Below are 12993 nucleotides of genomic sequence, written 5' to 3'. Positions count from 1 at the left end.
GTTCCGCGAACCTACTTCGGCGCGGCGGCCGGCGCGGGCTCGTGCGTGGCGGTGTCGCCGCCGTGCTTCTCGCCCGACATGTCGACCTTGTCGCCGGCCTTGGAAATCACGAACAGGGCGAGTGCGGCAAAAGCGATGAAGCCGACGACGATCTTCCACATGGGTCTGGTCTCCTGAAAACTGGGGGATGAAGGGAAAGGGCTCAAGAAAAAGGCTTCATGCGGGGTGGCATGAAGCCTCTTTGTTGAACGGAGGGCGTTGCGCCCTCCTGCTTGCGGCGGACTCAGTCGTTGGCGTAGATGTCCACGTCCTTGGTCTCGCGGATGAACAGCGTGCCGATCACCAGCGTGATGCCCGCGATGATGATCGGGTACCAGAGGCCGTTGTACATGTTGCCGGTGGAAGCCACGATGGCGAAGGCGGTGGTCGGCAGCAGGCCGCCGAACCAGCCGTTGCCGATGTGGTACGGCAGGCTCATGGAGGTGTAGCGGATGCGCGTGGGGAACATCTCGACCAGCATCGCGGCGATCGGGCCGTAGACCATGGTCACCAGCAGCACCAGCCAGAACAGCAGCAGCACCGTCAGCACCTTGTTCATCTTCGCGGGGTCGGCCTTGGACGGGTAGCCCGCGACCTTCAGGTCTTCGGCCACGCCCTTCTTGAAGGCGGCAATTTCCTTGGCGGAGTTCTCGTCGAACTTGAGGTTCACCACGTTGCCGATGGGCGCCTCGACGGTCTTGTCGCCGATCTTCACCACGGCCTTGGAGCCCGGCGCGCCGGCCACGTTCTCATAGCTCACCGAGTTCTGCACCAGGTAGCGCTTGGCGATGTCGCACGAGCTCTTGAAGTCGATCTCGCGGGCCACCGGGTTGCCCTGGAACGAGCAGGTCGCCGGGTCGGCCGTCACCGTCACGCCGGCGGTGGCCTGTGCGCGGGCCAGGTCGGGGTTGGCGGCTTCGGTCAGCATCTTGAAGACCGGGAAGTAGGTGACCACGGCCAGCAGGCAGCCGGCCATGATGATCGGCTTGCGGCCGATCTTGTCGGACAGCGTACCGAAGATCACGAAGAAGGGCGTGCCCAGCAGCAGCGCCGCGGCGATCATCAGGTTGGCCGTGGTCGCGTCGACCTTCAGCTGTGCCGTCAGGAAGAACAGCGCATAGAACTGGCCCGAATACCAGACCACCGCCTGACCGGCCGTCAGGCCCACCAGCGCCAGGATCACGATCTTCAGGTTCTTCCACTGGCCGAAGGACTCGGACAGCGGCGCCTTCGAGGTCTTGCCCTCGGCCTTCATCTTCTGGAAGGCGGGCGATTCCGACAGCGTCAGGCGGATCCACACCGAGATGCCCAGCAGCAGGATCGACACCAGGAACGGAATGCGCCAGCCCCAGTCGTTGAACACCGCTTCGCCCAGGCCTTCGCGCACGCCCAGGATCACCAGCAGGCTCAGGAACAGGCCGAGCGTGGCCGTCGTCTGGATCCACGAGGTGTAGGCACCGCGCTTGCCGTGCGGCGAGTGCTCGGCCACGTAGGTGGCGGCACCGCCGTACTCGCCGCCGAGCGCCAGGCCCTGCAGCATGCGCAGCGCGATCAGGATCACCGGCGCCGCGACGCCGATGGTCGCGTAGCTGGGCAGCAGGCCGACGATGAAGGTCGACAGGCCCATGATCAGGATCGTGACCAGGAAGGTGTACTTGCGCCCGATCATGTCGCCCAGGCGGCCGAACACGATGGCACCGAACGGACGCACCAGGAAGCCGGCGGCGAACGCCAGCAGCGCGAAGATGAAGGCCGCGCCCGCATCCAGGCCGCTGAAGAACTGCTTGGCGATGATCGCGGCCAGCGAGCCGTAGAGGTAGAAGTCGTACCACTCGAACACGGTGCCGAGCGACGAGGCGAAGATGACTTTCTTCTCCTCGGCTGACATGGGCCGGGGGGCCGGATGCGGCACTCCCCGCGAATCTAGTGTGGCTGCCATTTGGTCGTCTCCTGTGTGTATGCGTCCATGCGGTTCCCCGATTCCGGAGACCGTGAGGCATTCTTGGAGGCGCGACTGACCCGAGGCTTTCGCGAAACTGAATCGGCGCTTACGGATTAGGGTGAAACCCGCGCAGTGCGTTTCAGCTTGTAAGAAATCGGACCCTTGCTCGGGTTTGTCCTCAGCCCGGCTTGCTGCTGCGCAGCAGCGACGGGCGCTGGTCGGCCGCGGTCCATTGCGGACCGTCGAACCATGCGTCGCCGCTCAGGTAGGCACGCAGCATCGCGAGGCCGTCGAAGCCCCAGAACAGGCGCCCGTCGACCACATAGGCCGGCGTGCCGAACACGCCCAGCTGCAGCGCCTCTTCGGTGTTGCGCTTGAGCAGGGCCTTGCTCTCGTCGCTGTTCGCGTCGCGCAGGGGCTCGAGCTGCGCGGTGAGCGCGGCAAGGCGCGCGGAGTCTCTCGCTTCCTCGCCGCCGCGCCACACATGGCGAAAGACGGTCTCGGCCACGAGGCGGCTGATGGTGCCGTCGTCGCCGGTCGACAGCGCGAGCCGCAGGTGCGCCAGCGGGTTGTACGGATGCGAGGCGGGCATCTCGATCCGGATGCCGTGCGCGTGGCCCAGCCAGAGCACGTGGCGGTAGGTCCAGCTGCGCTTGGACGGAATCTCCGCCGGGCCGAGCTGGCCGTGCTGCTTGAGCAGCGCGCCCAGCAGCACCGGCTTGTAGGCCACGCTGTAGCTCAGCCCTTCGAGCGCCTCTGGCAGGTGCTCGAACGCAAGGTGCGCGTAGGGCGAGATGAAGTCGAGATAGAAGTCGATGTGCTTCATGCGGCGTGGTCTCCTGGGGCGCGCCAGATGCCGGCGAGCGCCCGCAACTCTATCGCGCGCCACACATGGCGCCGGGTCTCGTCTTCCATCTTGCTCCAGCCCGCGATTTCGGGAATGGTGCGCAGGCAGCCTTCACAGAAGCCGCTCAGGCGGTCCATGCGGCACACCGACGAGCAAGGCGAGGGCACGTCTTCGGCCATGGCCTGCACGGCCACGGCGCGCTCGGCCAGCGTCTGCGCTTCGCCGAAATTCACACCACGTCCGCCACCGGCGCGCCGGTGAGCTTCTCGAGGTCTTGCGGGCGCAGCTGGAACACCGCATGCGGATGGCCCGCCGCGGCCCAGATTTCCTCGAAGCGGAACAGCTCGCGGTCGATCAGCACCACCGGCTTGGTCAGGTGGCCCACTGGCGACACGCCGCCGATGGTGAAGCCGGTGCGCGCCTTCACGAAGTCGGCGTCGGCGCGGCCGGTCTTGCCGATCAGCGCATCGACCTTCTTCTCGTCCACGCGCTTGTCGCCCGAGGTGATGACCAGCACCGCTACCTCGTCGCTCTTGCGGCGGAAGATGATGCTCTTGGCGATCTGCCCGACGGAAATGCCGAGCGCGTCGGCCGCCTGCTGCGCGGTGCGGCAGGCGTCATCGAGCATGCGTGGCGAATGGGGATGGCCGGCGTCCTGCAGCACGCGGGAAACGCGCTGGACGCCTTCGGGGAGGGAGTGGAGTTCGGAGCCGCACATGGGATTCGAATCTATCAGGCGCTGCGCTTGAAGAGGAACAGGAACGCGCCCATGCTCATGAGCACGCCGCCGAAGACGCGGTTCTGCGCGCGCCGGGCGCGCACGCTGCGCAGCACGCCCTGCAGCCGCGCGGCCAGCCAGGCGTAGCCGTGCATCACGGTCACGTCGACCATCACCGTCGTGGCCAGCAGCACCAGCAGCTGCAGCCACAGCGGGCGCGTCGGCTGGATGAACTGCGGCAGCACCGCGGCCATGAAGACGATGCCCTTGGGGTTGGTCACGTTGGTGAGAAAGCCGCGCAGCACGCGCTGGGGCGCCGTGAGGTCGGGCTCGCGCGCGGCCTCGCCGCCGTCGGCATTCGCCGCCGGCGCCACGGGCGCGCGCCATTGGCGCCAGCCCAGCCACAGCAGGTAGCAGGCGCCCACCACCTTGATTACCGTGAAAGCGGTGGCCGAGGCGGTGAGCACCGCACCCACGCCGAGGCCGGCCACCAGCAGGATCACCGCCAGCCCCAATTGCAGCCCGACGATGGTCGCGGTGGTGCGACGCACGCCGTAGCTGAGGCCGTGGCTCATGCTGAGCACAGCGCCAGAACCGGGCGACACCGCGATGACACAACTCGCCACCAGGAATGCGAGCCAGACATGCAGGTCCATGCTTCAACCCGCCCGCTTGGTGCGGATGGCCTTCGACGCGCGCGAGTTCGGCTCGCGGCCCAGTGCCTCGCTGATGTACACGCCCGCGTCGATCAGCCTGTCGAGATCGATGCCGGTCTCGATGCCCATGCCGTGCAGCATGTAGACCACGTCTTCCGTTGCCACGTTGCCCGTAGCGCCCTTGGCGTAGGGGCAGCCGCCCAGGCCGGCCGAGGACGACTGGAAGTTCCACACGCCCAGTTCGAGCGCCGCCAGCGTGTTGACCAGCGCCTGCCCGTAGGTGTCGTGAAAGTGCCCTGAAATGGCGTCGACTTCGAAGTGCGCCAGCGTGGCTTCCATTGCCGCCTGCACCTTGCGCGGCGTGCCCACGCCGATGGTGTCGGCCACGTCCACGCGCTGCACGCCGATGCCCTTCATCAGCTGCGCGAGATAACCGACCTTGGCCGGCGCGATATCGCCTTCATAGGGGCAGCCCACGGTGCACGACATGGCACCGCGCACACGGATGCCCTTCTCGAGCGCCGCGGCCACCACGGGCGCGAAGCGCTCGATGCTCTCGGCGATCGAGCAGTTGATGTTCTTCTGGCTGAAGGCTTCGCTGGCGGCGCCGAACACCACGATCTCGTCGGGCCACTCCTCGCGCGGCGCGGCGATGGCGGCCTCGAAGCCCTTCATGTTCGGCGTGAGCACCGAGTAGCGCACGCCGGGCTGGCGGCGGATGCCGTGCATCACCTCGGCGTTGTCGGCCATCTGCGGCACCCACTTCGGACTCACGAAGCTGGTGACCTCGATCTCCTTCAGGCCCGCGTCCTGCAGGCGGTGCACGAGGCCGATCTTCACTTCGGCCGAGACCGGCTGCTTTTCGTTCTGCAGGCCGTCGCGCGGGCCGACGTCGACGATCTTGACTTGGGTGGGGAGTTTCATGGGATGTCTCTTGTATCGCGGGAGGATGGAAGACCGCCTTCGATTGTCCGACACCTGCCAATGCCCTGCTCGCCGCACGAGTCCCGCGAGGTAGCAATGCGCGCCTGCGAGGTTGCAAATGGTGCCAGCCGCGCGGCTCAGTAAGACTTGGGCAGCCCCAGCGCCTTCTCTGCGATGAAGTTCAGGATCATCTGCGGGCTCACCGGCGCGATGCGCGGTATGTAGCTCTCGCGCAGCAGCCGCTCCACGTGGTATTCCTTGGCATAGCCCATGCCGCCGAGCGTGAGCACCGCGTTCTGGCAGGCATCGTGCGCCGCCTCGGCCGCGAGGTACTTGGCGGCGTTGGCCTCGACGCCGCAGGGCTGGCCCGCGTCGTACAGCGTGGCTGCCCTGAGCATCATCAGGTCGGCCGCCTCCAGGTTGGCCCAGGCGCGCGCCAGCGGGTGCGCCACGCCCTGGTTCTGGCCGATGGGCCGGCCGAACACGACCCGCTCCTGCGCGTACTGCGAGGCGATGCGCAACGCCGCGCGGCCGATGCCGATGGCTTCCGCCGCGATGAGGATGCGCTCCGGGTTGAGCCCGTGCAGGATGTATTCGAAGCCCCTGCCCTCCTCGCCGATGCGGTCTTCTTCAGGCACCGCGAGACCGTCGATGAAGAGCATGTTGGAGTCCACCGCCGCGCGGCCGAGCTTGTGGATCTCGCGCACCTCGACCTTGCTGCGGTCCAGCGGCGTGTAGAAGAGCGTGAGGCCTTGCGTGGGCTTCTTCACCTGGTCGAGCGGCGTGGTGCGCGTGAGGATCAGCATGCGGTCGGCCACCTGCGCGGTCGAGATCCAGATCTTGCGGCCGTGCAGCAGGTAGCCGCCATCGGGCTGGCGCACCGCCTGCGTCTTGAGGCTGGTGGTGTCGAGCCCCGCATCGGGCTCGGTCACCGCGAAGCAGGCCTTCTCGGTGCCGGCGATGAGCGGCGGCAGGAAGCGCTGGCGCTGTTCCTCTGTGCCGAACACCACCACCGGGTTGAGCCCGAAGATGTTCATGTGCACCGACGACGCGCCCGACATGCCCGCGCCCGACGCACTGATGGCGCGCATCATCAGCGCCGCCTCGGTGATGCCGAGGCCCGCGCCCCCTTGCGCCTCGGGCATGGCGATGCCGAGCCAGCCGCTGCGGGCCACGGCGCGATGGAACTCGTGCGGGAACACGGCGCGGTCGTCATGGTCGCGCCAGTAGTCGGCCGGGAAGTCTTCGCACAGGCGCTCGATGGCCGCGACCAGCGAGCGCTGGTCATCGTTCAGGGAAAAATTCATTCGCTGTCTTTCGTTGGTTCCGGTTGCAGCGTGACGCCGCGCGCCAGCATGCGTTCGATGCTCTCGTCGTCGTAGCCCGCCTCGCGCAGCAGCTCCACGCTCTGCTCCCCGATGCGCGGCGCGGGGCGGCGTATGGCGGTGGGCGTGGCGCTGTAACGGCCGACCGGCGCGAGGGTGCGGATGCGCCCTTCGCTCGGATGGTCGAACTCGGGATAGAAGCCCACGGCACGCAGGTGCGGGTCGTCGAGCAGGCTGTCGGTGCTGTGCAGGCGCGCGACCGGAATGTCGGCCGCCGCCAGCGCGGCGAACCATTCGTCGCTGGTGCGGGTGGCCATCACTTCGGCAACGAAGGCGTACACGGCGCCGATGTTCGCGGCGCGCGCGGTGTGCGTGCCGAACATGGGCGAGTCGCGCAGCTCGGGCCGGCCGATCACGTCGAAGAAGGCCTGCCAGTGCTTGTCGTTGTAGATCAGCACGCTGAGGTGCCCGTCCGAGGTCGCATAGGGCTTGCGGTGCGGCGCGAGCAGGCGCGCGTAGCCGGTGGGGCCGAGCGGCGGCTCGAAGCTGTGGCCGCCGAGGTGATCGCCCATGACGAACTGCGAGAGCGCCTCGAACATCGGCACCTCCACCGCCTGGCCCTTGCCGGTGCGCTGCGCATGCAGCACGGCGGCGAGCAATGCGATGGCCGCCTGCAGCCCCACCGCGCGGTCGGCCAGCGTGACGGGCGCGTAGCGCGGCTCACCGCCGCTTTGCTGCGCGAACAGCGAAGCGATGCCGGCCGCGCCTTGAATCAGGTCGTCGTACGCGGGCTTGCCGGCGTAGGGGCCCTGCTCGCCGTAGCCGAAGGCGCCGAGGTAGACGATCTTGGGGTTGGCCGCCGCCACGGCTTCGTAGCCGAGCCCGAGCCGCGCCATCGCCTGCGGTCGCGTGTTGTAGATCAGCGCATCGCAGCCCGCCGCCAGCTTCAAGCAAGCCTCGCGGCCCTCGGGCTGCTTGAGGTCGAGCACGATGGAACGCTTGTTGCGGTTGAGGTGTATCGCCATCGCACCCATGCCCGCGTGGCGCATCGGCCCCACGGCGCGCAGGTTGTCGCCACCGGGCGGCTCCACCTTGACGATGTCGGCGCCGAGGTCGCCGAGCGTCTGGGTGGCGTAGGGGCCCATCACCACGGCCGTGAGGTCGAGGATGCGGATGCCTTGGAGAGGTCCGGATGTATTCATGTCTTTGCGTTGGCTCCTTCCCCTTCTGGGGGGAGGGAGAAATTCAGCTCGCTCATTCGGGTTGAATGCCGGCCGCCTGGATGAGCTTCTTCCACTTCGCCAATTCAGACACCGTGAACGCCCCCAGCTCCTCCGGCGTGCTGCCAAAGGCATCGAAGCCCAGCTTCGCCACGCGCTCGCGGAAGACCGCTCCGTTCGCCATGTCCGACAGCACCTTGTTGAGCTTCAGCACGATGTCGCGCGGCGTGCCGGCCGGTGCGAACACGCCGTTCCACGAGGTGATGTCGAAGCCTTTCAGCTCCGGCGTGTCGGCCAGCGGCGGCAGCTCGGGGAAGAGCTTGGTGCGCTCCTGCGTGGTGACGGCAATCGCGCGCATCTTGCCGGCCTTCACCGTTGCAAGCCCCGCGGCGAGGTCGACCACCATCATCGACACCTGCCCGCCGATCAGGTCGGCAATCGCGGGCGGGGTGCTCTTGTAGGGCACGTGCAGCATCGGCACGCCGCTCATGCGCGACAGCGTGGCGCCGCTCACGATGCCGGTGCTGTTGCCGCTCGCGTAAGTCAGCTTGCCGGGATGCGCGCGGCCCCAGGCCAGCAGCTCGGCCACGCTCTTCACCGGCAGGTCGTTGTTCACCACCAGCATGAACGGCAGGTTGCCCATGCGGCTGACAGGCGCGAAGTCTTTCACCGGGTCGTAGGGCAGCGACTTCATCAGGCTCGGGTTGGCCGAGTGCGTGGTGTTGGTGGTCATGAACAGCGTGTAGCCATCTGGCGGCGCCTTGGCCACGGCTTCCGCGCCGATCACGCCGTTGGCGCCAGCCTTGTTGTCGACGATGACCGAGCCCTTGAGCGCATCGCCGAGCATCTGCCCGGTGATGCGCGCCACAGCGTCGGTGCCGCTGCCGGCTGCGAAGGGCACGACGATGCGTATCGGCTGCTTCGGGTAGCCGCCGTCCTGCGCGAAGGCCCAGGGCGCCGCACTGGCCAGGCCCGTGGCGGCACCGATGGAAATGAAACGGCGGCGGCTTGCCACCACGACCGATTTCTCGGTCGCGTTCTTCGTTGTCTGCATTTGCTTGTCTCCGGGTTGTTGTCGCTTCAGGGCCGGATCACGCGCTCCGGCGATTCCTCGTACGGCGGGCTGTAGATCACCAGCACGCGCACCGGCTCGTCGCTCACCACCGTGAAGGTGTGCATCGCGTCGGCCGGAAAAAAGCAGCTGTCTCCAGGGTGCAGCTCCTGCCGCTGTCCGCCCACCTCGGCGACCGCGCGGCCTTCGAGCATGTAGCAGACCTGCTCGATGCCAGGGTGCGCATGCGGCAGCGCGCCCTTGCCCTTCTGGATGTGGCCGACCAGCACCTCGAGCTGCTTCGCGCCCACCGTCTCGGGGCCGATCAGCCGCTTGTTCAGCGTGCCGGTGTGGTTGGCGGGGTGGTAGCCGGCGATGTCGGCTTCTCGAACGAAGTAGCGGGCGGTGGAGGTGGTCATCGGGGGTTCTCGGTCTTGGGTTCGATGGCGAGGCAGGCGGAGCGCAGCATCGCGGCGATGTCTTCGATGCGCGGCTCCATGCGGTAGCGCGGGCCCGCGACCGAGATGGCATAGGCCTCGCCGCCGATGCGCAGCGGCCAGGCCAGGCCGATCAGGTCGGGAATGCTTTCGCCGAGGTTGCCGTACCAGCCGCGCGCGGCGCCGCGCTGCAGCTCGGCTTCGATGGCTTCGGCGGTGGTGAGCGTGGCTTCGGTCAGCGGCGCGAGCGCCATGCCGCCCAGCAGCTTGCGGCGCGCCTCGGGTTCGAGCGTGGACAGCAGCGCGCGGCCCAGCGAATTGGCATAGGCCGGGCGCGTCTCGCCCGACTCGGCGGAATAGCGGATGGCTTGCGGTGCGCTCAGCACCTCCAGGTACACCACCTGGCCCGCGTCGCGGAATTTGCCGAAGACCACCGTCTCGCGTGCCGCGTCGCGCAGTTCTTCCAGCGTGGCCTTCACCCGGTCGAGCACCGGGTCGTGGGCGGCGATGACCTGCGCCATCGCCAGCAGCCGACCGGTCGGGTAGTAGCCCTGGCGGCGGCCGGTTTCATACATGTAGCCCTGCTCTTCGAGGGTGCGGATCAGCCCCAGGCAGCTGGACACCGGCATGTCGAGCAGCCGCGCCATCTCCGAAAGCGCCAGCGGCTGCTTCTCCCGCGCGAACAGCTCGACGATCTCGATCACCCGAAACGCAGTTTTCACAGTCATGAAAAGATTTTCATGTTTGTGAAAAACTCGCGCTTCAGGGTTTCCCCTGCCCGCGCCGAATTCCGGCAGCGTTGGAAGCGGCGGCGCCTGCCTTCAGTAGCCGCGTGCCGGGTCGACCACGCCGGCGATCGGAAGGCCCTGCTCCATTGCGCGGATCTTCCCGGCGATCTGGGCGATGGACTCCTCGCGCAGCGTGCGCGCCGAGCCGTGCGGCGTCACGGTGATCTTCGGATGGCGCCAGAAGGCATGGTCGGCAGGCAGCGGCTCGACCTGGAACACGTCGAGCGTGGCGCCCGCGAGTTCACCGGCGTCGAGCATCGGGATCAGGTCGTCTTCCACCAGGTGGCCGCCACGCGCGATGCTGATCAGATAGCCCTCGGGCTTGAGCTTGCCGAGCGTCTTGCGGTTCAGGATGCCGCGCGTGGCCTCGGTCAGCGGCAGCAGGTTGACCAGCACGCGCGTGGACGACAGGAACTCGTCGAACTGCGCCTCGCCGCTGAACACCTGCACGCCGTCGATGTCCTTCGGCGTGCGGCTCCAGCCGAGCACCGGGAACTCGAACTGCGCCACGGCCCTGGCCACGCGCTCGCCCAGCACGCCCAGGCCCATGATGCCGACCGGGAAGTCGCGCCGCAGCTTCGGCTTGCGATAGCTCCACTTGCCCTCGCGCGCGTCGGCCTCGTAGGCGTCGAACTCGCGGAAGTGGCGAATCAGCGTGTGGCACACGTACTCGGCCATCTGCACCGACATGCCCGCGTCGTCGAGCCGCACGATGCGCGTGTGCGCCGGCACCTTGAGCTTGAGCAGCGCATCGACGCCCGCGCCGATGTTGAAGATGCCGCGCAGCTGCGGCTGCTCGTCGATGAGCTCCTGCGGCGGCGCCCACACCACGGCATGGTCGGCCTGCGGAGCGCCGGGCTTCCAGGGCTCGATGACGGCATCGGGGAGTTCGGCCTTGAGGCCTTCGATCCAGGGTTCTGGGCGGTTGTCGGTGAGGTAGACGGTGATTCGCATGGGCCGAATCTTAGTGAAGCCGCTGACGCGGCGCGCACGGATGGCTATGCTCGAACGACCCACATCATCAGGAGACACCAATGATCAAAGTCAGCGTGATGTACCCCCACACCCCAGGCGCACGGTTCGACCACGACTACTACCGCGACAAGCACATGCCGATGCTGAAGGCCCGCATGGGCGACGCCTGCCTCTCGTACACCATCGACAAAGGCCTGGCCGGCGGCGCACCGGGCTCCGCGCCCACCTACGTCGGCATGTGCCACGTGTTCAGCGAATCCGTCGAAGCCTTCCAGAAGGCCTTCGGCCCGCACATGAAGGAGATCATGGGCGACGTGAAGAACTACACCGACATCGCGCCGGTGATGCAGATCAGCGAAGTGGTGGTGGGCTGACGCGGGTCAGCGCGCCAGCTTCACCCACCGCTGAACCGAAGGCCGCTGCCACTGCCGCGCCGCATACGCGGCCAGCCGCTGCGGCACTTCGTCCCCGTTCAGCACCAGCCGATTCAGCACCAGCCGATTCAGCATCAGCGCCAGATCCACATCGGCGATCGACCATTCCCCGAACAGGTTGTGCGCATCGGCGGGCAGCAGCGCCTCCACCGCGTCGAACAGCGACTTCGCCGAGGCCTGTGCCGCCGCGGACAGCGGCGCGCTCGACGGCCTGAAGAACACGACCTCGGTTGGCCGCTCCTGCCGGATCGGCATCAGGTCGCTGCGAATCCAGGCCTGCAGCTGGCGCGCCCTGGCCTTGGCGCGCGAGTCCTTCGGATACAGCGGCGTACCCGCAAAGACTTCGTCGATGTATTCCGTGATGGCCGACGATTCCGACAGCGCGAAGTCGCCCTGCACCAGCGTCGGCACGCGCTGCGTCAGCGACAACTGCGAGAAACCAGACGCGCGGTGTTCGAGCGCCGCCAGATCAACGGGCACCATCTCGAAGTCAATCTGCTTTTCATGCAGTGCGACGAACACGGACATGGCGTAAGGGCTTGCGAACTGCGCGTCCACGTAGAGACGGATCGGGTCCTGCATCGGGAATGGCTCCTGGGTTTGACGGCAGGCCCGACCGCGGGCCTCACGCCATCTTAGAACGCCGGCGGCGCCACAGCACCCGCACCAGCCACCCCAGCGGCAGCACCACCAGCACCAGCCACGGCAGCACCGCCGCGATGAAGGTGATGAGCGCGCCCACGCTCTCCGCCAGCACCGAGCCCGCGTTGCGCAGCGCTTGCCGCATCGGGCTGTAGCCGTCGCCGTTGCTCACCAGTGCGCGCTTGGGCGTGAACTGGATCTGGATGTGCTGCTTGCTGGTCTCCTGTGCCAGCACCTTGCGCTGCGTGGCGATGGCGTCGAGCTCGGCCTGGGTGTCCGACAGCGTGCGCTGGATCGACAGCAGGTCGGCCATGGTGCGCTTGGTGACGGTGTCGCGCAGCATGACGCGCAGGCTGTCGCGGAACTCGGTGCGGTTCTTGATGCGGGCTTCGACGTCGATCACCTCGGCGGTCTTGTCCTCGCTGGTGGTGGTGTGCGAAACCACGTTCGCCACGCCGGCCAGGCCGCCGAGCAGCTTGTCGACATCGGCGGGCTCCACGCGCATCTCCAGCATGGCGTTGCCGGGCTGCTGGGGCGTTTCGCGCAGCAGCGAGGACGACAGCAGCTCGCACTTGAGCGTGCCGCACAGGTCGCGCACCTTGCCCCATGCGTCGGCCAGTTGCTCCGCCGGCACCTCGACGCTCAAGTCCTGCCGCACTGCCAGGAAGCGCTGCAGCGGCGAGTCTTGTGGCGACGCCTCGGCCGCCGACGGCTCCGCGGCCGTGTCGGCCATGCGCGAGCGCGACTCCTTCATCGCCATGCCACCGCCGTAGCCGGCGGCGGCCTGCATCGGCGCGGGTGGCGCCGGCCGTGCGAGCGATTCGTCGCGCCCGTTGGTGCGGCCGCAGCCGGCCAGCGACAAGGCTGCCGCCAGGGCCAGCAGGGCGAGGCCCGAGCGATGGCGGGCGAAGAAGAAAGAGCCGAAAGGCCTGCGAGCGGTCATGAAAATCCCTTTGAAAGAATGACTACCGCAGCTGATACGGGCCAGCGCCCGG

16 protein-coding genes are annotated in these 12993 nt (G+C 67.7%); 1 reads left to right on the top strand and 15 read right to left on the bottom strand.

All coding sequences use genetic code 11. The features are described 5' to 3' along the window. Positions 1-11 precede the first annotated feature (11 nt). The 13 genes from ACWV14_RS04770 to ACWV14_RS04710 form a co-directional block, all read right to left on the bottom strand. Complete coding sequence (locus ACWV14_RS04770) at positions 12-161, bottom strand: hypothetical protein (RefSeq protein WP_422084876.1); 150 nt, start codon at positions 159-161, stop codon at positions 12-14. Between the two features lie 122 nt (positions 162-283). Beyond that, complete coding sequence (locus ACWV14_RS04765; protein WP_454906339.1) at positions 284-1978, bottom strand: MFS transporter; 1695 nt, start codon at positions 1976-1978, stop codon at positions 284-286. Between the two features lie 181 nt (positions 1979-2159). Further along, entirely contained in the window at positions 2160-2807 is a 648-nt protein-coding gene (locus ACWV14_RS04760) for a 2-hydroxychromene-2-carboxylate isomerase (RefSeq protein WP_454906341.1), read from the bottom strand. Beyond that, entirely contained in the window at positions 2804-3061 is a 258-nt protein-coding gene (locus tag ACWV14_RS04755; RefSeq protein ID WP_081269663.1) for a DUF1289 domain-containing protein, read from the bottom strand. The genes ACWV14_RS04760 and ACWV14_RS04755 overlap by 4 nt, the downstream gene beginning before the upstream one ends. Then, positions 3058-3546 carry a YbaK/EbsC family protein gene (locus tag ACWV14_RS04750; RefSeq protein WP_422084873.1) on the bottom strand — a complete coding sequence of 163 codons (489 nt, stop codon included), beginning with the start codon at positions 3544-3546 and terminating at the stop codon, positions 3058-3060. Before ACWV14_RS04750 ends, ACWV14_RS04755 begins: the two co-directional genes overlap by 4 nt. Positions 3547-3560: 14 nt before the next feature. Then, complete coding sequence (gene rhtB, locus ACWV14_RS04745) at positions 3561-4202, bottom strand: homoserine/homoserine lactone efflux protein (RefSeq protein WP_454906344.1); 642 nt, start codon at positions 4200-4202, stop codon at positions 3561-3563. 3 nt (positions 4203-4205) lie between these two features. Then, positions 4206-5126, bottom strand: a complete 921-nt coding sequence (locus tag ACWV14_RS04740; protein ID WP_422084871.1) for a hydroxymethylglutaryl-CoA lyase — start codon at positions 5124-5126, stop codon at positions 4206-4208. 137 nt (positions 5127-5263) lie between these two features. Further along, positions 5264-6433 (bottom strand): acyl-CoA dehydrogenase family protein, encoded by a 1170-nt coding sequence (locus ACWV14_RS04735; RefSeq protein ID WP_454906346.1) that lies wholly within the window; start codon positions 6431-6433, stop codon positions 5264-5266. Continuing rightward, positions 6430-7653: a CaiB/BaiF CoA transferase family protein gene (locus ACWV14_RS04730; protein WP_454906348.1), complete on the bottom strand. Its 1224-nt coding sequence runs from the start codon at positions 7651-7653 to the stop codon at positions 6430-6432. The genes ACWV14_RS04735 and ACWV14_RS04730 overlap by 4 nt, the downstream gene beginning before the upstream one ends. Before the next feature lie 52 nt (positions 7654-7705). Further along, positions 7706-8725 (bottom strand): Bug family tripartite tricarboxylate transporter substrate binding protein, encoded by a 1020-nt coding sequence (locus tag ACWV14_RS04725; protein ID WP_454906350.1) that lies wholly within the window; start codon positions 8723-8725, stop codon positions 7706-7708. 26 nt (positions 8726-8751) lie between these two features. Then, positions 8752-9141 (bottom strand): cupin domain-containing protein, encoded by a 390-nt coding sequence (locus ACWV14_RS04720; protein WP_198968860.1) that lies wholly within the window; start codon positions 9139-9141, stop codon positions 8752-8754. Beyond that, complete coding sequence (locus ACWV14_RS04715) at positions 9138-9887, bottom strand: IclR family transcriptional regulator (RefSeq protein ID WP_454906353.1); 750 nt, start codon at positions 9885-9887, stop codon at positions 9138-9140. The genes ACWV14_RS04720 and ACWV14_RS04715 overlap by 4 nt, the downstream gene beginning before the upstream one ends. A gap of 93 nt (positions 9888-9980) precedes the next feature. After that, positions 9981-10901 (bottom strand): 2-hydroxyacid dehydrogenase, encoded by a 921-nt coding sequence (locus ACWV14_RS04710; protein WP_454906355.1) that lies wholly within the window; start codon positions 10899-10901, stop codon positions 9981-9983. An 80-nt stretch (positions 10902-10981) separates the two neighbouring features. Here ACWV14_RS04710 and ACWV14_RS04705 point away from each other — a divergent pair, with 80 nt between their 5' ends. Further along, complete coding sequence (locus ACWV14_RS04705; RefSeq protein WP_454906357.1) at positions 10982-11296, top strand: EthD family reductase; 315 nt, start codon at positions 10982-10984, stop codon at positions 11294-11296. A 6-nt stretch (positions 11297-11302) separates the two neighbouring features. On the opposite strand, the gene yfcF is transcribed toward ACWV14_RS04705, so the two are convergent. Beyond that, positions 11303-11938: a glutathione transferase gene (gene yfcF / locus ACWV14_RS04700; RefSeq protein WP_454906359.1), complete on the bottom strand. Its 636-nt coding sequence runs from the start codon at positions 11936-11938 to the stop codon at positions 11303-11305. A 43-nt stretch (positions 11939-11981) separates the two neighbouring features. Further along, the gene (locus ACWV14_RS04695) at positions 11982-12941 is read right to left on the bottom strand and encodes a DUF4349 domain-containing protein (RefSeq protein WP_454906361.1); all 960 of its coding nucleotides are present in this window, start codon (positions 12939-12941) and stop codon (positions 11982-11984) included. Positions 12942-12993: the final 52 nt, after the last annotated feature.

It is taken from the genome of Variovorax durovernensis (genome assembly GCF_977011995.1).
The sequence above is the reverse complement of the archived record's forward strand: the minus strand, read 5'-3'. Positions and strand labels throughout refer to the sequence as shown.

Excerpts from the sequence above, each read along its gene's own strand:
- ACWV14_RS04770 (WP_422084876.1), bottom strand. The coding sequence starts at position 161 with ATGTGGAAGATCGTCGTCGGCTTCATCGCTTTTGCCGCACTCGCCCTG.
- ACWV14_RS04750 (WP_422084873.1), bottom strand. The coding sequence starts at position 3,546 with ATGTGCGGCTCCGAACTCCACTCCCTCCCCGAAGGCGTCCAGCGCGTT.
- ACWV14_RS04720 (WP_198968860.1), bottom strand. The coding sequence starts at position 9,141 with ATGACCACCTCCACCGCCCGCTACTTCGTTCGAGAAGCCGACATCGCC.
- ACWV14_RS04760 (WP_454906341.1), bottom strand. The coding sequence starts at position 2,807 with ATGAAGCACATCGACTTCTATCTCGACTTCATCTCGCCCTACGCGCAC.
- ACWV14_RS04730 (WP_454906348.1), bottom strand. The coding sequence starts at position 7,653 with ATGAATACATCCGGACCTCTCCAAGGCATCCGCATCCTCGACCTCACG.
- yfcF (WP_454906359.1), bottom strand. The coding sequence starts at position 11,938 with ATGCAGGACCCGATCCGTCTCTACGTGGACGCGCAGTTCGCAAGCCCT.
- rhtB (WP_454906344.1), bottom strand. The coding sequence starts at position 4,202 with ATGGACCTGCATGTCTGGCTCGCATTCCTGGTGGCGAGTTGTGTCATC.
- ACWV14_RS04735 (WP_454906346.1), bottom strand. The coding sequence starts at position 6,433 with ATGAATTTTTCCCTGAACGATGACCAGCGCTCGCTGGTCGCGGCCATC.
- ACWV14_RS04705 (WP_454906357.1), top strand. The coding sequence starts at position 10,982 with ATGATCAAAGTCAGCGTGATGTACCCCCACACCCCAGGCGCACGGTTC.
- ACWV14_RS04715 (WP_454906353.1), bottom strand. The coding sequence starts at position 9,887 with ATGACTGTGAAAACTGCGTTTCGGGTGATCGAGATCGTCGAGCTGTTC.
- ACWV14_RS04725 (WP_454906350.1), bottom strand. The coding sequence starts at position 8,725 with ATGCAGACAACGAAGAACGCGACCGAGAAATCGGTCGTGGTGGCAAGC.
- ACWV14_RS04740 (WP_422084871.1), bottom strand. The coding sequence starts at position 5,126 with ATGAAACTCCCCACCCAAGTCAAGATCGTCGACGTCGGCCCGCGCGAC.
- ACWV14_RS04695 (WP_454906361.1), bottom strand. The coding sequence starts at position 12,941 with ATGACCGCTCGCAGGCCTTTCGGCTCTTTCTTCTTCGCCCGCCATCGC.
- ACWV14_RS04710 (WP_454906355.1), bottom strand. The coding sequence starts at position 10,901 with ATGCGAATCACCGTCTACCTCACCGACAACCGCCCAGAACCCTGGATC.
- ACWV14_RS04765 (WP_454906339.1), bottom strand. The coding sequence starts at position 1,978 with ATGGCAGCCACACTAGATTCGCGGGGAGTGCCGCATCCGGCCCCCCGG.